The sequence below is a fragment of the Streptomyces sp. NPDC002790 genome, from assembly GCF_040295505.1.
Lineage (GTDB): Bacteria > Actinomycetota > Actinomycetes > Streptomycetales > Streptomycetaceae > Streptomyces.
In genome coordinates this window covers 1-18,132 of sequence record NZ_JBEOVM010000125.1, presented here as the reverse complement: position 1 = coordinate 18,132, position 18,132 = coordinate 1, and the positions used below count along the sequence as shown (strand labels likewise).

13 protein-coding genes are annotated in these 18,132 nt (G+C 71.9%); 6 read left to right on the top strand and 7 right to left on the bottom strand.

All coding sequences use genetic code 11. The annotated features are described in order from the left end of the window. Positions 1 to 117: 117 nt before the first annotated feature. Positions 118 to 4,509 carry an FtsK/SpoIIIE domain-containing protein gene (locus tag ABT004_RS31825; protein WP_351343611.1) on the bottom strand — a complete coding sequence of 1,464 codons (4,392 nt, stop codon included), beginning with the start codon at positions 4,507 to 4,509 and terminating at the stop codon, positions 118 to 120. 214 nt (positions 4,510 to 4,723) lie between these two features. Between ABT004_RS31825 and ABT004_RS31820 the strand changes: the two genes are divergently transcribed. Beyond that, positions 4,724 to 5,677, top strand: coding sequence for a hypothetical protein (locus tag ABT004_RS31820; RefSeq protein WP_351343608.1), 954 nt, complete (start codon positions 4,724 to 4,726; stop codon positions 5,675 to 5,677). A 3-nt stretch (positions 5,678 to 5,680) separates the two neighbouring features. Here the strand turns inward: ABT004_RS31820 and ABT004_RS31815 are convergent, their stop codons facing one another. Continuing rightward, positions 5,681 to 6,268 carry a sigma-70 family RNA polymerase sigma factor gene (locus ABT004_RS31815; RefSeq protein ID WP_351343605.1) on the bottom strand — a complete coding sequence of 196 codons (588 nt, stop codon included), beginning with the start codon at positions 6,266 to 6,268 and terminating at the stop codon, positions 5,681 to 5,683. Positions 6,269 to 6,414: 146 nt separating this feature from the next. Beyond that, positions 6,415 to 7,194: a LamG domain-containing protein gene (locus ABT004_RS31810; protein WP_351343602.1), complete on the bottom strand. Its 780-nt coding sequence runs from the start codon at positions 7,192 to 7,194 to the stop codon at positions 6,415 to 6,417. 267 nt (positions 7,195 to 7,461) lie between these two features. Here ABT004_RS31810 and ABT004_RS31805 point away from each other — a divergent pair, with 267 nt between their 5' ends. From ABT004_RS31805 to ABT004_RS31790, 4 genes are all read left to right on the top strand, one after another. Beyond that, a complete protein-coding gene (locus ABT004_RS31805) occupies positions 7,462 to 7,974 on the top strand; it encodes a hypothetical protein (RefSeq protein WP_351343599.1) in 513 nt (170 codons plus the stop codon). An 81-nt stretch (positions 7,975 to 8,055) separates the two neighbouring features. Then, positions 8,056 to 8,898: a DUF4097 family beta strand repeat-containing protein gene (locus tag ABT004_RS31800; protein WP_351343597.1), complete on the top strand. Its 843-nt coding sequence runs from the start codon at positions 8,056 to 8,058 to the stop codon at positions 8,896 to 8,898. Positions 8,899 to 9,050: 152 nt separating this feature from the next. After that, on the top strand, positions 9,051 to 10,028 hold the full coding sequence (locus ABT004_RS31795) for an ATP-binding cassette domain-containing protein (RefSeq protein WP_351343594.1): 978 nt from the start codon (positions 9,051 to 9,053) through the stop codon (positions 10,026 to 10,028). Further along, complete coding sequence (locus ABT004_RS31790; RefSeq protein WP_351343591.1) at positions 10,025 to 10,813, top strand: ABC transporter permease; 789 nt, start codon at positions 10,025 to 10,027, stop codon at positions 10,811 to 10,813. The genes ABT004_RS31795 and ABT004_RS31790 overlap by 4 nt, the downstream gene beginning before the upstream one ends. Positions 10,814 to 10,866: 53 nt before the next feature. Here the strand turns inward: ABT004_RS31790 and ABT004_RS31785 are convergent, their stop codons facing one another. After that, positions 10,867 to 12,798, bottom strand: coding sequence for an AMP-dependent synthetase/ligase (locus tag ABT004_RS31785; protein WP_351343588.1), 1,932 nt, complete (start codon positions 12,796 to 12,798; stop codon positions 10,867 to 10,869). Positions 12,799 to 12,941: 143 nt separating this feature from the next. Next, entirely contained in the window at positions 12,942 to 13,544 is a 603-nt protein-coding gene (locus tag ABT004_RS31780; protein WP_351343585.1) for a TetR/AcrR family transcriptional regulator, read from the bottom strand. A gap of 158 nt (positions 13,545 to 13,702) precedes the next feature. Between ABT004_RS31780 and ABT004_RS31775 the strand changes: the two genes are divergently transcribed. Next, positions 13,703 to 14,170, top strand: coding sequence for an SCP2 sterol-binding domain-containing protein (locus ABT004_RS31775; RefSeq protein ID WP_351343582.1), 468 nt, complete (start codon positions 13,703 to 13,705; stop codon positions 14,168 to 14,170). Between the two features lie 27 nt (positions 14,171 to 14,197). Here ABT004_RS31775 and ABT004_RS31770 read toward each other — a convergent pair whose 3' ends face one another. Both ABT004_RS31770 and ABT004_RS31765 read right to left on the bottom strand, forming a co-directional pair. Beyond that, a complete protein-coding gene (locus tag ABT004_RS31770) occupies positions 14,198 to 15,109 on the bottom strand; it encodes an ABC transporter permease (protein WP_351343579.1) in 912 nt (303 codons plus the stop codon). Further along, the gene (locus ABT004_RS31765) at positions 15,106 to 17,871 is read right to left on the bottom strand and encodes an alpha/beta fold hydrolase (RefSeq protein WP_351343576.1); all 2,766 of its coding nucleotides are present in this window, start codon (positions 17,869 to 17,871) and stop codon (positions 15,106 to 15,108) included. Before ABT004_RS31765 ends, ABT004_RS31770 begins: the two co-directional genes overlap by 4 nt. Positions 17,872 to 18,132 lie beyond the last annotated feature (261 nt).

Genomic DNA, 18,132 nt, shown 5'->3' with positions numbered 1-18,132 from the left:
ACAACAACCCTCCGCCGCCGGCCCCCCCCGCGGGGGGGGGGGGGCCGCCCGTGGGGGGGGCGCCCCCCCGGGGGGGGGGGGGGGGGGGGGCCCTCCTCCATGTGCCGTCCCGTCGGGTCAGCCTCCCGCCGACGGCAGCACCGTCTCCGGTACCTGGACCGTCCGCAGCACCCCGTCGCCCAGGTGCAGGATCGCCCGCCCCTGGCGGGTGCCGCCCAGGCGGCTGCGGGGGATCTTGACGCCGATCAGGTCGCCGTCGCTCATGCTCTGCGGCTTCAGGAGCAGGCCGCAGCGGTTGCGGCGGGCCTCGGTGTGCCAGCCGGAGAAGCCGGAGGAGAGGCGTTCGGTCTGGCCCGCGATCACCAGGCCGCGGCCGTTCTCCGTGCCGGTCTTGGCGATCTGGTTGAGGACCGGCTCGGCCCTCGTCTTGAGCAGCAGGTCCGCGTCGTCGAGGATCACCACGGCGCCCTTCGGAGCGGACGCGAGAACCCCTTCCAGGGCCGTGGGGTCGATGTCGGACTCGTCGTAGACCGCGAGGACGCCGGGGCGGCCCGCCAGTTGGCGCAGCTGCGACTTGGCGGGGGCGCCGATGACGATGGGCATCCGCACCGAGAGCAGCGACATGGCCAGCGTCGCGAGGACCGTGGTGCGGCCCGAGCGGGCGGGCCCGGCGACGAGGAACGTCGGCGTGACCGAGAAGTCCGGCCCGTAGGCGAGGAGTTCGTCGCCGCCGACGCCCGCGATGGACCAGTGGGCGGACGGCAGCGGACGCGGCACGTACCGGGTCGCGTCCTCCCAGCTGAGCCGGTCCGGCAGGGTGTCGACGCGGAACGGCCTTGTGGAGGCGGGGAGTTGGGCCGCCCGCTCGCGGCAGTGCGCGGCGATCTGCTGGAGCGCCCCGGCCTGCGCCTGGCCCTCAGGGTTGGCCGTGAGGAGCGCGATCTGCACCTCCGCCTTGTCGGCGGCGCGGAAGGCACGGCCGGGCGGGATCTCGTCCGGGACGTTGCGCTGGGTGATGCCGATCTGCCCGTACTCGGACTTCTCGTTGAGCTTGAGGACGAGCTTGTCCTCGGTGGAGCCGCTGACGCGGCTGGAGAACAGCGCCCGGTCGCCGGTCACCAGCAGGTGGATGCCGACGCTCGCGCCGTCCCGGAGCAGCGTCATGACGGAGTTCAGCAGGTTCCCGGAGTCGTACTCGCCGAGCTGCTTGTCGAAGACCTCCCAGCGGTCGATGAACAGCACGATGTGCGGGGGCCGTTCGGATTCCGGCAGGGCGCGGCGCAGCTCCGCCAGGTCGGCGCTGCCGCGGGCGGCGAGCATCTCCTGGCGGCGGCCGAGCTCCGCGTTCAGCCGGGCGAGCAGCCGTGCGACCCGGTCGGGCTGGGTGCGCTGGGTGATGGCTCCGCAGTGCGGCAGGCCCTCGATGGGCAGCAGCGCGCCGTTGCCGCAGTCGATGCCGTACATGTGCAGCTTGTCGGCGGAGTGGGCCAGGGCCATGGCGCCCGCGATGGTGCGCAGCGTCTGGGACCTGCCCTGGCGGGGCGAGCCGATGATGTGCAGGTGCCCGAGCGTCGCCGGGTCGATCACCAGGGCCTGCCTGGCCTGTTGTGCGGGCAGGTCCACGACGCCGTACGCGATGGGCGCCAGGTCGTAGTCCGTGGGCGGGGGCGGCGGGAGTTCGCCGGTGACGAGGGCCTCGGGCAGCGGCGGCAGCCAGGGGCTGTGCTGCTTGGGGATGCCCATGTCCCGGTCCGCCGCGCGGATCGCCGTGACGAGCCCGGTGAGGTCGGTCTCGACCTCGGCGGGCGCGGCGGCGGCGCGGGGCCGCGCCGGAAGCGGTTCGCCGAGCCGCTCCCAGCCGACCGCCACCGCCCAGGGCGCCGGCAGCGAGACCGTCGTGGCGCCGGGGCGACGGCCGCCGACGCGGCCGGACTGGAACGGCACGAGGGAGTTCTGGCCGAGCCGTACGTACGCGCGGCCGGGGTTGCTCTGTGAAATCCCCGCGGCTTCACCGGAGTTGAGGACGTCCTGGCTCTCGCCGGAGTCGGTGACCCGCAGCGCGATGCGCAGGTTGGTGTTGGCGCGGATCTCGGAGGAGACGACGCCGCTGGGGCGCTGCGTCGCGAGGATCAGGTGGATGCCCAGCGAACGGCCCCGCTGTGCGATGTTGACCAGGCCCTTCACGAAGTCGGGCAGGTCGCGCACCATCGAGGCGAACTCGTCGATGACGATGAGGAGTCGGGGCATCGGATCGCGGCCCGCGCCCGGTTCGCGCTCCAGGAGGTCGATGTAGTCCTCGATGTCCTTGGCGCCGACCGCGGCGAGGATGTGCTCGCGGCGGGTGAGTTCGGCGGTCAAGGAGACCAGGGCGCGCTCGACGAGGTGGGCGTCGAGGTCGGTGACCATGCCGACGGTGTGCGGCAGGTCGACGCAGTCCTTGAACGCGGAGCCGCCCTTGTAGTCGACCAGTACGAAGGTCATCGCGTCGGGGCGGTTCGCCACGGCGAGAGAGGCGACGATGGTCTGGAGGAGTTCGGACTTGCCGGAACCCGTGGTGCCGGCGACGAGGCCGTGCGGCCCGTCGCGCTTCAGGTCGAGGTGGAACGGGCCGTCGAGGGAGACGCCGACGGCCGCCCGGGTCGAGCGTCCCCCGGCCGTCCAGCGCGCCCGGATCCCGGAAGCCTGCGGCGGGTCGAGGGCGAGGACGTCGAGCAGCCGCGCGGAGCCGGGCAGCACCGCGGCCTCCTCGTCGCCGCCGCCCGGGTCACGCAGCGGGCCCATCGCGCGGGCCAGCGAACGGCAGTAGTCCGCGGACACCGTGTCGGGCCGGATGCCCGTGACGGTGCCGCGCCCCGAGCGGCCCACCCGGATGGTGCCGCCGGGCTCCTCGGCGACGACGGCCTGGCACTCCTCGGGCAGCAGCCGCTCCTCGGCGTCGAGGCAGAGCGCGCGGACGCCGACGGCCGGCCCCGCCCGCAGGATCTGCGTGACGCCGGGCAGCGAGCGCAGCCTCCGGGCGCCGTCGAGGATGACGAGCACGTCGGGCCCGGCGGCCTTGCCGCGCCGTTCCGACGCCGTCGCCGTGGCGCGCTCGTTGATCAGCGCGGTGAGCTCGGCGACGCGCCGGGCGCAGGTCTCCGTGCCGTAGCCGATGCTGGCCGGGGTGTCGCCGGACTTCTTGCGCACGTGCGGCAGCCAGCGCAGCCAGGACCAGCCGTCGCGGCCCTGTTCACCGGTGGTCAGGAGGTAGATCTGGAGGTCGCGGGGGCTGTGCAGGACGGCGGCCTGGGCGACCGTCCAGCGGGCCACGGCGCGCGCGGCCGGGCCCTGTCCCGAGATGCCGAGGACGTTGTGCTCGCGCAGCGGGACCGTCACGGGGACGTCGTACGCGGTCCACGGGTCCTGACGGCGGTGCTCGTCCTTCATCGGGTCCTGGAGGACCACGTCGGACTCCATGTCGGCGGTTCCGACGCGCAGTTCGAGGAAGTCGGCGTCGTTGGTGCGGCGCTCCCAGAGGCGGCGGCGGGGGCCGACGGCCGTGAGGACGACCTCGGCCGGGTCGGGGAAGCCGCGACGTCGGGCGGTGCGTTCGATCGTGAGGGCCTCGTTCGCGTCGCCCTCGATGCGCGCCTTCTTCTCCTTGTACTCGGCGACGTTGTTGGAGTGGGACTGGCGTCCCGTGCGCCGGCTCATCACGTAGTTACCGACGACCACGACCGGGGAGAGCAGTCCGAACAGCAGCATCGACATGCGATCGAAGACCATCGCGCCCACGACGGCCATCACCAGCGGGGCCGCCGCGGTGATCCACGGCAGCGGCCGGGCGGCGAGCGGGGCCGGCGGCGAGGGCAGCGTGAAGCGGGTGGCACGCTCGGGGGGCCGCAGCCGGGGCGGGCGGTTGTAGTCCCAGCCGGTGCCGTCCTCGGAGGGCTGCACGGCCGCGTCCGGCTTCTGCGGCAGGGCGAGTTCGAGCAGGCAGTCCCCGACGAGGAGTTGGGCGCCGATCGGCCAGGCGACGCTCTCGGTGACGTCCTCGCGGTCCAGCTGCATGGAGCCGCCGCCCGTCGCGGCGGCGTCGGGCGCGATCCGGCAGCGCCCTCCGGGGGCGACCGTGAGCACGGCGGACGGGCGGTCGGGGACGGCGCGCAGCAGCTGGGCCGAGCCGTCGTGGCCGAGGCCTATCCGGTACTCCCCCATGTCGATGCGGTGCACGGCGCCCGCACCGGGGCCGCCGACCACACGGATCTCCACCAGGCCGTCGGGTTCGGCGGCCGCGGTGCCGGCAGGGCGGCCGAGGCCCACGATGGAGGCGTGCTGCAGCGGCGCGTCCCGCAGTCGCAGGTCCCCGGGCAGCAGCCGGTCGTCGGCGTACAGGCCGAGGCCCTGCGGGGGCCGGTGGACGCCTCCCGCCCCGGCCAGCGCCTCCGCGACAGCGCTCATGGGCGTGTCGGGGTCGGCGTCGAGGTGGACGTCGAACGCGTCACCACCCACCTCGACCACGGTCAACATCAACGACACGAAAACGTCCTCCAGCCAGGGTGAATGAGGGGGGCCTCGGCAGCCGTGTTCGACGGCTCCCGTACCACTGACGTGACTACGGGGCCGGTTCGCGGATGGTTCACGGACTTCTCGGGTGAACCATCCGCCGACCGGCGCCGTAGTCGCCTTCGGGTGCACGGCGCAGCGACCGTGCTGCTCCCGTTTCGCGACAAGGAGTCAGTGGATGATCTGGTACGTCCTGGCCGTGGTGCTGGGTCTTGCGCTGATCGCGGCGGTGACGGTGCTGATCGTCACGGAGCTGCGGGGCCGCCCGCCGAAGCCGGTCAAGGCCTCGGCCGCCGTCACGGGCCGGGCCGCCCTCGACGTGGTCGACGCGGGTCTGCGCCGGCTGACGGGCGAATGCCTGCGCTCCGGCCGGTCGTTGCCCGATCTGTACGCCGTCGTCTACTCGGAGGACCGCCTCGGGCTGCTGCTCGCCGGGGCCGCCGGCCAGGGTGCGGACGCGCCCCCGCCCTGGAAGGCCGAGGAGGACGGCGAACGCTGGACGATCTCGCCCGCCGATCTGCACCGGCCGGGACCCGAGGGCGAGCCGGCCCTGCCGTACGCGCTGACGGTGACGGTGGGCCTGGCAGGACCCGACCGGGTCCTGGTCGACCTGTCCCGCGCGGCGGGCCCCGTCTCCGTGACGGGCCCGGACGACGAGGTGCGCCGTATGGCGCGGGCCGTCGTCCTCGAGGCGCTCGCCGGTCCCGTGGGGGCGCTCGCCCAGGTCACGCTGGTGGGCTCGGTGGGCGACGGCCGGCTCCTCACCGGCGACGAGACGCGCAGCTCGCGGCTGCACGGTGCGGCCAGCCTTGAGGAGGCGTTCGCCCGTGCCAAGTCGGCGAACGCGGGCGCACCGGACGCCGGTTACTCCGACGTCACTCAGGTGTTCCGGCTGATCGAGGGCAGCAGCCGGCTCGCCGTGCAGGGCGAGGTGCCCCACCTGTTCGTCGTGGACGCCACCCAACTCCCGCGCCGGGACGAGGTGATCGCCGGCCTGCGCCGTACGGACGCCCTGCTCGTGCTCGGCGAGGCGCCCACCGGCTGGCGCTGGAAGGCCGGTGCGGACGGCTCGCTCGACACCGGGCCGCTCGGCCTGAAGATCACCCGCCATGCGGGCCGACTGGTCTCCTGAGTGTCACGCGGCCTCGCTGTCCAGCACGCCGTGCGCGTAGAGACCGCGCCTGTTCAGCGCCTCGCGCATGGCGCGGGCGGCGTAGTACGTACGGGACTTGACGGTGCCCGGTGGCACGCCGAGCACCTTGGCCGTCTGGTTGACGGTGCGTCCGAGGTAGTGGACGTGCAGCAGGACCTCGCGCTGGGAAGGGCGCAGGTCCCCCAGCGCCTCGACGAGGACCTGGGTGGTGAGGATGTGGTCCACGTTGTCGGACACGGGCAGGTGGGCGAGTTCGGGGTCGCCGGTCTCCGGGGGCCTGGCCTGGCGGGCCCGGTGGCCGTCGATGACGAGGTTGCGCAGCGCGGTGAACAGCCAGGGCCGCGCAGAGTCCGCGGTCGGGTCGAGTTCCGCGGCATGCCGCCAGGCACGAATGGCGACTTCTTGCAAAATGTCCTCGGCGCGGTGCCAGTCGCCCTCCAGGCGTCGCGCGGCGAACTGCAGCAGCGCGGTGCCGTGGAATTCGTAGAGGGCTCTGAGGAATTCGTCGGGCTGGAGGTCCGCGGCACGGGGGCCGGGTATCCGGTCTTCGGGCGAAGCGCTGGCCGACAAGGGCCTTTCCTCTCCGGATCGTCTGTGGGGGAAGACGGGTTCCGCCGGGTGCGGAGCAAACCGACAGGCATCGCCGCGGGCCGCCGTGCGCCCTGGTGGCGCGCGGCGGCCCGCGGCGGCGGTGACGTTCGACGTATCGGTGCCTGTCAGCCCGGTTCGTGCGAGGAGAGCGTGCTCACCTCACGGGTCGTCAACTCTCGGTCGTAGACATGCACGTCGGCGATGTCACCGTTCCAGTAGTCGGTGGCCTTCCCGCCGAACTTGCCGCGTCCGATCATCACGCTGCCCGTGGGCTTGACGCTGCTGGAAGCAACCCTGGTTCCAGCCTGCTTGCCGTCTACATAGATCCGCATCCGGTGGTCCTTCTGACTGTACGTGCCGGTGAGGTGGTACCAGCGGTCGGGCTGCGGTGCCTCGGACGACTCCGCGACGGTACGGGCGCCGGGAAAACTGAAGGCGAAGTTCTCGTCCTGGCCGGAGTACTGGAGGAAGAACGCGCTGTTCCTCTCGCCGTCCTGGGAGAGCGCGGTATGCATGCCCTTCAGGCCCTGGTCGGAGAGGCGCACGCGTGCGGCGACCGAGTAGTCCTCGCCCGCGGTGTCGAGGCTGGTGTTGGTGTTGGCGTATCCGCTGGTGCCGTTGAGCCGCAGGGCGCCGCCCTCGGGGCCTTCGGTCCACTGCGTGCCCTCGCCGAACACGGCGTCGTGCTCGCCGGTCTTCGCGGTGCCCGACCGGTGCAGCGGCCACCAGCCGAGGCCGTCGAGGGACTCGGCTTTGCCGCTCGTACTCGGGCTCGGCGAGGCAGCCGGTTTCGCCTCACTCTGCCCGTCTTCCGAATCCTGGCCGCGCACCAGTTGGACGCCGACGAAGACCAGCGCGGCGGTCAATACGGCAATCGTGCTGATAAGCGCCCATCTGCGCGTCATGAAGTTCCTCAGAGGTGCGGCATAAACGTGTCACTGGTTGGCTACGCGCCCCCGCCGAAAACGGTTCAGCATGCACGCAGTTCACACGCGGCACTCACTTGATCCACACGAGACCCGCACGCGGTCAGCGCGCGATTCCGGCTCGGTTCGCGCTCTGACGCCGCGTGGCACCACATGACGCCGACCGTGGCACCGCTTGGCGCCACGTGGCGCCACATGGCACCAAAGGGCTTGTGCGTGGCGCCATAGTGGTGCCACTATGACGTCATGGACCTCACGCCCTACGTCGACACCCTGCACCGCGAGCTCGCGGTGGCCGCCGAAGCCGGTGGGGACGAAACACGCGACCTGGCCGAGCGGCTCACCGCTCCGCTGGAGTCGGCCACCCGGCTCACGATGCTCAACGTGCTCTCCGCCGCCATGGACGAGATCACCCGCGACCTGGCGCCCGGTTCGGTCGACGTACGGCTGCGGGGCCTCGACCCCGAGTTCGTGGTGACGCCGCAGCCGCGCGACACCCCGGCAGCACCCACCGAGCCGGTCCAGGCCCCCGCCGCACCGCCCGCCCCCGAGACGGACGAGGGCGGCACCGCCCGCGTCAACCTGCGCCTGCCGGCCCACCTCAAGTCCCGCGCCGAGGAGGCCGCGAGCCGCGAGGGCCTCTCGGTCAACGCGTGGCTGGTGCGCGCCGTGTCCGCCGCGGTCGACGGCGGCGCGGCGCCCCGCACACCGGAGAAGACCCGCACCGTCGGACAGAGCTTCACGGGCTGGGTGCGCTGACCGCGCCCCTGCCCCGAACAGAACGGCACACCACGTCCCACCAGTGGGGACGCCCCATCGAGCCAGGAGGACGGGACAGCCATGCCTACTTACGAGACCCCCGAGGCCATTTCGGTCGACGCCCATGTGGGCGCCGGTTCCATCCAGTTCACCGCGAGCGAGCGCCCCGACACCGTCGTCGAGGTGAAGCCGGCCAACCCGAAGCGCGGCAAGGACGTCAGGGCCGCCGAGCAGACCGAGGTCTCGTACGCGGGCGGCGTCCTCACCATCAGGACGACGGAGCGCCGCATGATCGGCCCCAGCGGGATCGTGAACGTCACGGTCGAGCTGCCCACCGGTTCGTCCTTCGAACTCACCGGCTCCTGGACCCAGGTGCTCGGCGAGGGCCGGCTCGGCAAGGCCCGGGTGAAGACCTCGGGCGGCGACGTCCGGCTCGACACCACGGGGCCGCTGCACCTCAAGGCGTCCCACGGATCGGTCCGCGTGGACCGGGTCGAGGGCATGGCCGAACTCACCACCAGCTCCGGCAGCATGCGGGTCGGTGTCATCGACGGCCACGCCGTCCTGAAGAACTCGCACGGTTCCACGATCGTCGACATCGTGACCGGTGAGCTGCGGGTGAGCGGCGCGCACGGCGACATCGAGATCGGCCGCGCCGAGGGCTCGGTCGCCGCCACCACCGCGTACGGCGCGCTGCGGGTGCTCGATGTCGCCCGCGGCACGGTCCAGGTGGAGACCAACTTCGGCGCGATCGAGGTCGGTATCCGTGAGGGCACCGCCGCCTGGCTCGACGCCGACGCCGACAACGGCCAGGTCCGCAACACCCTCACGGCGTCCGACGCCCCGTCCGAGTCCGAGGACTCCGTCAAGGTCCGCGCCCGCACCAAGTGGGGCAACATCGACATCCGCCGCGCCAAGGCCTGACCCCATCAAGCCCCTGCGGCGATTGAGCAGCGGGGTCCGGGGCAGCGCCCCGATCTTTTGAGCCCCACCGGCGTTACGGCCACGGGGCTCCGCCCCGGACCCCGCGCCTCAAACGCCGGCGGGGCTCAAAACTTCACCCACCGGAGACCCCCATGCCCTCACCTGTCATGTCCACGCTCGCCGTCTCCACCGTCGACCTACGCAAGTCCTACGGCCCCAAGACCGTCCTCGACGGCATCGACCTCCGCATCCCCGCCGGCTCCGTCTTCGCCCTGCTCGGCCCGAACGGGGCCGGGAAGACGACGACCGTGCGGATCCTGTCCACGCTCGTCGACGCCGACGGCGGACAGGCACAGGTCGCAGGGCACGACGTCGCCGGATCGCCGGACGGCGTCCGCGCCGCGATCGGCGTCACCGGGCAGTTCGCCGCGCTCGACAACATGCTGACCGCCGAGGAGAACCTGCTCCTCATGGCCGACCTGCTGCGGCTCGGCAAGCGCGAGGGCAAGGCGCGGGCCAAGGAACTCCTCGAACGGTTCGGCATCGCGGACGTCGCGGGCAACCGCGCCGCCACCTTCTCCGGCGGCATGCGGCGCCGCCTCGACCTCGCCATGACGCTCGTCGGCGACCCGTCGGTGATCTTCCTCGACGAGCCGACGACCGGGCTCGACCCGCGCAGCCGCCGCACCATGTGGGAGACCGTGCGGACCCTGGTCGCCGGCGGCGTCACCGTCTTCCTGACCACCCAATACCTGGAAGAGGCCGACCAGTTGGCCGACCGGATCGCCGTGCTCGACGGCGGCCGGATCGTCGCCGAGGGCACCGCCGACGAGCTCAAGGCGCAGATCCCCGGCAGCCACGTGCGGCTGCGGTTCAACGACTGGGCCGAGTACGAGCGGGCGGCCGACGCCTTCCCCGGTTCGGCCCGCGACGACCAGGAGCTCGCGCTGCGGATCGCGGGCGACGGTGACCTGACCGCTCTGCGCACCCTGTTCGACCGGCTCGACTCCACCGGCGTACAGGCCGCCGACTTCTCCGTGCACACACCCGACCTCGACGACGTGTTCCTCGCCCTGACCGGCGACAGCACCGCCGCCAACCCGCTGCACGTCAAGGAGACCCTGCGATGAGTACCGCGACGACCACCCTCACGTACGCCGTGCACGACTCGATGACGATGACGCGACGCAACATCAAGCACGCCCTGCGCTATCCGATGGTCTCGCTCGGCGCGTCCATGATGCCGATCCTGATGCTGGTGCTCTTCGTGTTCGCCTTCGGGGACTCGATGTCGGGGGGCGCGGGCCGGGACGCGTATCTGGAGTACCTGACGCCCGGGATCGTGATCATGGGCGTCGCGGCCGGGGCCATGTCGACCTCGATCGCGGTCTGCCAGGACATGACCGAGGGCATCATCAACCGCTTCCGCACCATGAACATCACGCGTTCGTCGTTCATGACCGGCCATGTCATCGGCAGCGTCCTCACGACGATGGTGAGTCTGGTCCTCGTCGTGGCCGTGGCCATCGCGCTCGGCTTCCGGCCCGACGCGAACCCGGTCGAGTGGCTGGCCGCCGCGGGGCTGCTCGTCGCGATCACGTTCGCCATCACCTGGCTCGCGGCGGCGCTCGGCCTGAAGTCCAAGACGGTCGAGTCGGCGAGCAACAAGCCGCTGCTCATCCAGTTCCTGCCGTTCCTCGGCTCCGCGTTCGTGCCGGCCGAGTCGATGGCGCCGGGCCTGCGCTGGTTCGCCGAGCACCAGCCGTTCACGCCGATGACCGAGACGCTGCGCGGACTGCTCACCGGTTCCGCGATCGGGAACGACGGGTGGATCTCGCTCGCCTGGTGCGCCGGGATCACCGTCGTCGGCTACGTCTGGTCGCGCAAGCTGTACAACGTCAACACCCAACGCTGACCAGGCGGTTCGCGCCGAGGGGGCTCCGCGCCGGAGCCCCCTCTTCAGGCTGTTCAGGCGCCGTAGAGCTCGCCGATCTCCCGCTCGTACGCGGACACGACGGCCCGCCGCTTGATCTTCAGGGAGGGGGTCAGCAGCCCGTTCTCCTCACTGAACTCGCCTTCCACCAGCGTGAATTTGCGGATCGACTCGGCGCGGGAGACGGCCTCGTTGGCGTAGTCGACGGCCTTCTGGACGTCCGCGACGATCCGCGGGTCGCGGATCACCTCGGCCACCGGGGTGTCGGCGGGCATCTTGCGGACGCCCAGCCAGTGCGCGACGGACTCCGGATCCAGGGTGATCACGGCGGCGATGTAGGCACGGTTGTCGCCGACGACGATGCACTGGCCGATGGGCGAGCGGCTGCGCAGCCGGTCCTCCAGGACGGCGGGCGAGACGTTCTTGCCGCCGCTGGTGACGAGGATGTCCTTCTTGCGCCCGGTGATCCGCAGATAACCGTCGCCGTCCAGCTCACCGAGGTCGCCGGTCGCGAACCACCCTTCCTCGTCGAGGACTTGCTCGGTCGCGGCCCGGTCGTTCCAGTACGCGCCGAAGACGATGCCGCCCTTGATGAGCACCTCGCCGTCGTCCGCGATCCGGATGGCGCTGCCGGGCACGGGCAGTCCCACGGTGCCGGGGCGGGGCCGCAGCGGCGGGGTGATCGTGGCGGCGGCCGTGGTCTCCGTGAGGCCGTAGCCCTCGTAGATCATGATCCCGGCGGCGTAGAAGAACAGGTTCAGATTGCGGTCAAGCGGCGAGCCGCCGCTGATCGCGTACCGGAGCCGGCCGCCGAGTTCCTTGCGTACGCGCCGGTAGACCAGCAGGTCGTAGAGCCCTGTGGCGAGGGTCAGACCGAGCCCCGGGCCCTTGCCCCCGTCCAGGAACCGATCCAGGTGCGCCTCGGCGAACCGCACCGCGATCCGGTCGGCGCGGTCGAAGGACGAGCCGCGCCCGAGCTTCTCTGCGGTCGCGCGCCCGGTGTCGTGGATCTTCTCGAAGAGGTACGGCACGCCGACCACGAACGTCGGTCGGAACGAGCGGAGTTCGGGCCGCAGCTCGTCGGGCTTGATGCTCGGGCAGTGCCCGAGTTCGATCCGGGCGAGCATGCACGCCACCTGGATCGTCCGCCCCAGGATGTGCGCGAGGGGCAGGAAAAGCAGCGTCGACGCGGACTGCCCGGTGATCGCCTTGAAGATGGGGTGCAGCAGTTCGACGGTGTTCGCGGCCTCGGCGTACAGGTTGCCGTGCGTGAGGACGCAGCCCTTGGGCCGCCCGGTGGTGCCGGAGGTGTAGCAGACGGTCGCGATGGTGTCGGGGGTGAGAGCGGCCCGCCGCTTGACGACCTCCTCGTCGGCCACGGCGGCGCCCAGGGCGGCCAGTTCGAGCACGGCCCCCGCATCGAGCTGACGTATGCCGGGGCGGTCGTCCTCGGGCAACCCGGCAACGGCCTCCTCCGCAGCGGCGGCGTTCTCCGGCGTCTCGACGATCAGCATCGTCGCTCCGGAGTCCCGCACGATCCACTCGATCTGCTCGGGTGACGACGTCGCGTAGATGGGAACGGTCTGCCCGCCGGCGGCCCAGATCGCGAAGTCCAACACCTGCCACTCGTAACGGGTGCGCGACATCAGGGCGACGCGGCCGCCCGGTTCGAGGCCCGCCGCGATCAATCCCTTGGCGGCGGCGGTCACCTCACGGGCGAACGCGACGGCGGTGACCGGCCGCCACTCCCCCGCCTCCTTGCGCCGCACGACGACGGCGTTCGGCTCTTCCTCTGCGTTGACGAACGGGATGTCGGCGGGCGTGGACCCGTCCTTCGGCGGCTCGGCGAGCGCCGCGACGCGCGCCTCGCGCACGACCCCTTTCCCGTCCCTGACCAGTTCGACCTTGACGCGCTCGACGAGATCGCCGCGCTTCCTGGCCCGCTTCAGATCCTTGCGTACGCCCATGACGGCTCCCGTGTGCGCGGCTGCCCGACTCGTACTTACTGGGGAGTCAACTTACCTACGCGTAAGGAAAATTCAATGGCGAGGTACGAATCGGCGACGCAACCGCGTGGACAACCACACGGGCATCGGCACGGGCAGCCGTTCTACGGCGCCCAGACCTCGCCGTCGAGCACGTCCCGCATCCCCACCCACACCATGTTCATCAGGCGCAACGTGATGCCCTCCGGGGACTGGCCGGGGTTGCGCTCCATCCAGTCGGTGAGCGAGTCGGCGGCGCCCACGAGGGCGTGCGCGACGAAGTCGGCATCCTCTTCGCCCAGTTGGGCACCGCGGCCGCTCTCCGAGATGCCGTCCCGGATGAGCCCGGCCACCTCGGCCATGATCGCGCGGCGCGCGTCGGCCACGGCCGCGGCGATCGCCTCGCTCAGCTCGGACGCCTGCCGGTGCAGCACGACCCAACTGTCGCGGTGCTCGGCGACGAACGCGAAGAACGCCGAGAGCCCTGCGTGCAGCCGCAGTTCGGGCGCGGCCCCCGCACCCCGCGCGGCCTCCTGGAAGGCGCCGACGAGCCGTCCGGTCTCCCTCCTCAGACACGCGAGGAAGAGCCCTTCCTTGGAATCCAGATACAGGTACACCATCGGCTTGGAGATCCCGGCGAGTTCGGCGATCTCGTCCACAGACGCGGCGTGGTAGCCGCGCCTGGCGAAGACCCGCACACCCACGTCGATCATCTGCTGCTCGCGCATCTGCCGCGGCATACGCTTCCTGCGCGCCGCCGTACGCCCTTGAGCCGCTCCCGATGTGCCCGTCACTCTTACCAGCCTATCTACGTCGCCATGGCCCTACCAATAAGTAAACTTACTGACTGGTAAGGGTCTCAACAGGGAACAAGGAGAGTGGACCCATGAGCGGTGCCGAGGAGATCGCGGCGCTCGACTTCGCGAGCGTCACGCCCGAGCAGTTCGCGCGGCTCGTGAAGGGGCTCTCCACGAAGGAGATCGGCCGGATCGCTCGGGACGAGTGCCTGCGCACCCGCGTCCTCAAGGAGGTCTTCGGGCGCGTGGAGCGGCAGTTCAGGCCCGACGCCGCGGGCTCGCTCGAAGCGCTCATCCGCTGGAAGGTAACCGGCCAGGGCGAGATCCCCGAGGTGGTCTACGAGACGAGGATCTCGAAGGGCACCTGCACGGTCACCGAGGGCCGCTCGGACGCCGACCCGCGCCTCACGCTCGTCATGGGCGACGCCGACTTCCTCAAGCTGGTCTCCGGCAACTCCTCGCCCGTCACGATGTTCATGATGCGCAAGGTCCGGATCGCGGGCGATATCGCACTCGCCTCCGGCCTGACCCGCTACTTCGACATCCCCAAGGCGTAAGGGGGCGGACGCGCGCCACCCACCCGCCTACGACACCACGTCCTTGCGCGCGAACCCCCGGAACGCGAGCGCGAACAGCACCACCGCGTACGCCACGGACACCGAAGCCCCCTGGATCATCCCGCCCCATTCGGGCTGCGTCTGGATCGCGTCCGCCCAGGCGAACTGCCAGTGCGCGGGCAGGAAGTCGCGCCAGTCGCCGAGCGCGGTGACCGCGTCCAGGACGTTGCCGACGATGGTCAGGAAGACCGCGCCGCCGACCGCTCCCAGCGGGTTGTCCGTCTTGGTGGACAGCCAGAACGCGAGCCCCGCCGTGACCAGTTGGGACACGAAGATGAACGCCACGACCAGCAGCAGCCGCTGCACCGCCGTGCCCGCAGGCAGCGCCCCGCCGGTCGGGATGTCCAGCGGGCCCCAGCCGTACGCCACCGCGCCGACCCCGAGCGCGACCAGCGGGAGCAGCAGCATCGCGGCGAGGCTGAGCCCGAACGCGACGGCCAGCTTGGACCACAGCAGGCGGGCTCGCGGCACGGGCGCGGCCAGCAGATAGCGCAGGCTCGACCAGCTCGCCTCGGAGGCGACGGTGTCGCCGAAGAACAGGGCCACCGGGACGACCAGCAGGAACCCGGCGGACACGAACAGGCTCACCGCCGCGAAGTTCGCCGCCGACGCGGTGGCGGTGTCCATCAGGTTCACGCGCTGCCCGCCGTCACCGCCGCCACCCGGCTCCCCGCCGATCGCGAACGCGGCGACCAGCACGAACGGGAGCAGTGCCAGGACCGCGCCCATCACGAGCGTGCGCCGCCGCTTCACCTGCCGTACGAGCTCCACGCGCAGCGGGAGCGTGCGGGCAGGGCGGTATCCGTGGGCGAGTTGGGTGAGTTCGGGCGCGTCCTGCACTTCGGTCGTCTCTCCGGTCCTCGCTCCGGTCGTCGTCATGCCGGGGTCCCTCCGATCAGGGTCAGGAACGCGTCCTCAAGGCGCCGGTGCGGGCCGAGGGAGCGCACCGGTACGTCGAGCCGCACCAGCTCGGCGACGAGGCGGGCTGCTGGGTCGGATCCGGTGGTCGGGTCGGACGCCGTGGCCGCCGAGTCCGGGTCGAGGCCGGGTTCCGGTATGAGGCGGACGAGCAGGCCGTCGTCGACCCGCACCACCGATGCCACGCCCGCGAGGCCGCCGACCTTCTCCACCAGCGCGTCGGAGACCTCGCCCGCGACGCCGACGAGCAGCGTGTCGCCGGAGCCGACGATGTCCGCGACGGGGCCCGCCTGGACGAGCCGGCCGCGGTCCATCACCACGAGGTGCGTGCAGGTCTGCTCGACCTCGGCGAGGAGGTGGCTGGAGACGATGACCGTGCGTCCTTCGCGCGCGTAGCGGATCATCACCTCGCGCATCTCGCGGATCTGCGGCGGGTCGAGCCCGTTCGTCGGCTCGTCGAGGATGAGCAGGTCCGGGAGGCCGAGCATGGCCTGGGCGATCGCGAGGCGCTGGCGCATGCCCTGCGAGTACGTGCGCACCGCGCGCGCCAGGGCGTCGCCGAGGCCCGCGATCTCCAGGGCCTCCGCGAGGTGCGCGTCCCCAGGCGGGCGTCCTGTCGCCTTCCAGTACAGCTCCAGGTTCTCCCGGCCGGAGAGGTGCGGCAGGAAACCGGCGCCCTCGACGAAGGCGCCGACCCTGGACAGCACCGGGGAGCCGGGCCTGATGGCATGGCCGAAGACCCGGATCCCGCCCTCGTCGGGCCGGATGAGGCCCATCAGCATGCGCAGCGTCGTCGTCTTGCCCGCGCCGTTCGGCCCGAGGAGGCCGAGGACCTGGCCCTGCTCGACGCGGAAGGACAGATCGCGCACCGCGTACCGGTCCGTGGAGCCCGCGTACTTCTTACTGAGGTCCGTGATCTGGAGCGGGACCTCGGCGAGCGCCGGGTCGGGCGCGGGCGCCGCCGTCCGCCGCCGGGCCGTGAGGAGCAGCCCCGCCGCGACGGCGAGCGCCCCGGCCGGCAGCCACCACACCCACGCGGGCAGCGGCGTGGCCGCCGTCTTCACGTCGGGGGCGGTGGGCACGCTCAGGCTGTCGCGCACGGACACCTGGTACGCCGCGGGCTTGTTCGGCGACGCGTAGCCGAGGTCGGTCGCGGAGAGCACGAGCCGCAGCTTGTGGCCCTTCTGCACCTCGTGGTCGATGGCCGGGAGCGTGATCTTCACGTCCTTGCCTTCGCCGTCCGCGCCGGTCACCTTGATCGGCGTCACCAGCTGCGAGGGCAGCACCTGGCGCGCCCCGTCGGGCCCGGAGTCGTACACCTTCGCGAACAGCACGGCCGTGCCGGTGGAGGACTTCACGTGCGCGGTGACCGTCGGGGAGCCGGTGATGCGCACCGACTTCTTCAGCGGCGCCGAGTCGAAGCGCGCGAACTGGCCGGGGTACTCCAGGGAGAAGCCGCCGCCCAGCGTCGCCGACAGGTTCGCGACGCGGCCGAGGCCCGGCACCGAGGAGATCGACGGCGGTCCGCCGCCCGGCGGGTTCTGGAAGCTCTCGGTGGCCGACTTCAACGGCACCGCCGTGCGCCGCTCGCCGCGCAGGCCGGGGTACAGGTCGCCGCTCGCGCCGCGCAGCGTGGCCGCGCCGTCCGTGGAGTCGACGCCGCCGGCACGGGTGACGCGGAACGCGGGGCCCGTGTCGACGTTCTCGTCCTTCAGGTAGCGGTCGAACCAGGACGTCACGCGGCTCTGGAGCCGGTCGACCTCCATGTCGCCGCCGTCGTGCCCGCCGTTCAGCCAGTCCACCTGGACCGGTGCGCCGTTCGCCTTGACGTGGCGCGCTATCTCGTCGGCCTGCCCGAGGGGGAACAGCGAGTCCGTCTGGCCCTGGGCGATGAACGTGGGGACCTTGATGCGGTCGCCCACGGCGGAGGGGCTGCGCTCCTCCAGGAGTTTGCGGGCCGCGGCGTCCGGCTTCCCGGAGACGGCGACGCGCTGGTACATGTCGCACAGCTTCTTCTCGAAGCTGCCGCAGGCGAGCCCGGCCTCGGTGGTGCGCGTGCCGAGCTGCGCGGAGCCGGAGGTGAAGAAGGCGCCCGCCCACAGCTTCTTGAAGACGCCGTCGGGGAACAGCGCGTCCGCGAGGTTCCAGTACGTGATCTGCGGGGCGATCGCGTCGACCCGCTTGTCGTGGCCCGCCGCGAGCAGCGAGACCGCGCCGCCGTACGAGGCGCCGGTGACGCCGACGCGCGGGTCGCCCGGCCGGTCCAGCTCCACCTCGGGACGGTTCCCGAGCCAGTCGATCATGCGGGAGACGTCGGCGACCTCGTGCTTCGGGTCGTTCAGGCCGATCTTGCCGCCGGATCTGCCGAAGCCGCGGGACGACCAGGTCATGACCGCGTATCCGTGGGTGGCAAGCTTCTCCGCCTCGGCGCGGACGTCGGCCTTGCTGCCGCCGAAGCCGTGTGTGAGCAGTACGGCGGGTCGTTTGTGGGACGGGTCGCCGGCGGTGAAGTACGAGGTGTCGATGCGGACGCCGCTGCCCATCGGCATCATGCGGTCCTGTCGGTGTACGGCGGATGCGCCGTCGGAGCCGGAGGCCGTGGTTGCCGAGAGGCCTGTCCACGTACCCGCTCCCGCGAGCACCACGAGGGTGGCCGCGGCGGCGATCCACCGTCGCGGCCAGTCGCGGGCCCGCTTGCGCCATACGCGCCGTCGAGAAGACATGCGTCAACGGTAGGCGCCACCGCTGACAACCACCGCATCCGGTGGTCGGAGGCCGTCGACCTCCCTGCGACGTACGCTCCGCTCTCCGCATACCGCACCCGTGGTACGACGCCCGCACGGCCGCCCCGCCCCCACGCCACGGGGCTCCGCCCCGGACCTCGCGCCTCAATCGCCGGGGGGGGGGGGTTATAAATAGACCCCGCGCGGGTGAGGGGGGGCCGGGGGCGGCGCGGGCCGAAGGAGGGGCGTGAGACAGGAACC

Coding starts and splice junctions, on each gene's coding strand:
- ABT004_RS31820 (WP_351343608.1), top strand. CDS start 4,724: ATGATCTGGTACGTCCTGGCCGTGGTGCTGGGTCTTGCGCTGATCGCG.
- ABT004_RS31825 (WP_351343611.1), bottom strand. CDS start 4,509: ATGTTGACCGTGGTCGAGGTGGGTGGTGACGCGTTCGACGTCCACCTC.
- ABT004_RS31765 (WP_351343576.1), bottom strand. CDS start 17,871: ATGTCTTCTCGACGGCGCGTATGGCGCAAGCGGGCCCGCGACTGGCCG.
- ABT004_RS31780 (WP_351343585.1), bottom strand. CDS start 13,544: ATGCGCGAGCAGCAGATGATCGACGTGGGTGTGCGGGTCTTCGCCAGG.
- ABT004_RS31790 (WP_351343591.1), top strand. CDS start 10,025: ATGAGTACCGCGACGACCACCCTCACGTACGCCGTGCACGACTCGATG.
- ABT004_RS31770 (WP_351343579.1), bottom strand. CDS start 15,109: ATGACGACGACCGGAGCGAGGACCGGAGAGACGACCGAAGTGCAGGAC.
- ABT004_RS31775 (WP_351343582.1), top strand. CDS start 13,703: ATGAGCGGTGCCGAGGAGATCGCGGCGCTCGACTTCGCGAGCGTCACG.
- ABT004_RS31805 (WP_351343599.1), top strand. CDS start 7,462: ATGGACCTCACGCCCTACGTCGACACCCTGCACCGCGAGCTCGCGGTG.
- ABT004_RS31800 (WP_351343597.1), top strand. CDS start 8,056: ATGCCTACTTACGAGACCCCCGAGGCCATTTCGGTCGACGCCCATGTG.
- ABT004_RS31795 (WP_351343594.1), top strand. CDS start 9,051: ATGCCCTCACCTGTCATGTCCACGCTCGCCGTCTCCACCGTCGACCTA.
- ABT004_RS31810 (WP_351343602.1), bottom strand. CDS start 7,194: ATGACGCGCAGATGGGCGCTTATCAGCACGATTGCCGTATTGACCGCC.
- ABT004_RS31785 (WP_351343588.1), bottom strand. CDS start 12,798: ATGGGCGTACGCAAGGATCTGAAGCGGGCCAGGAAGCGCGGCGATCTC.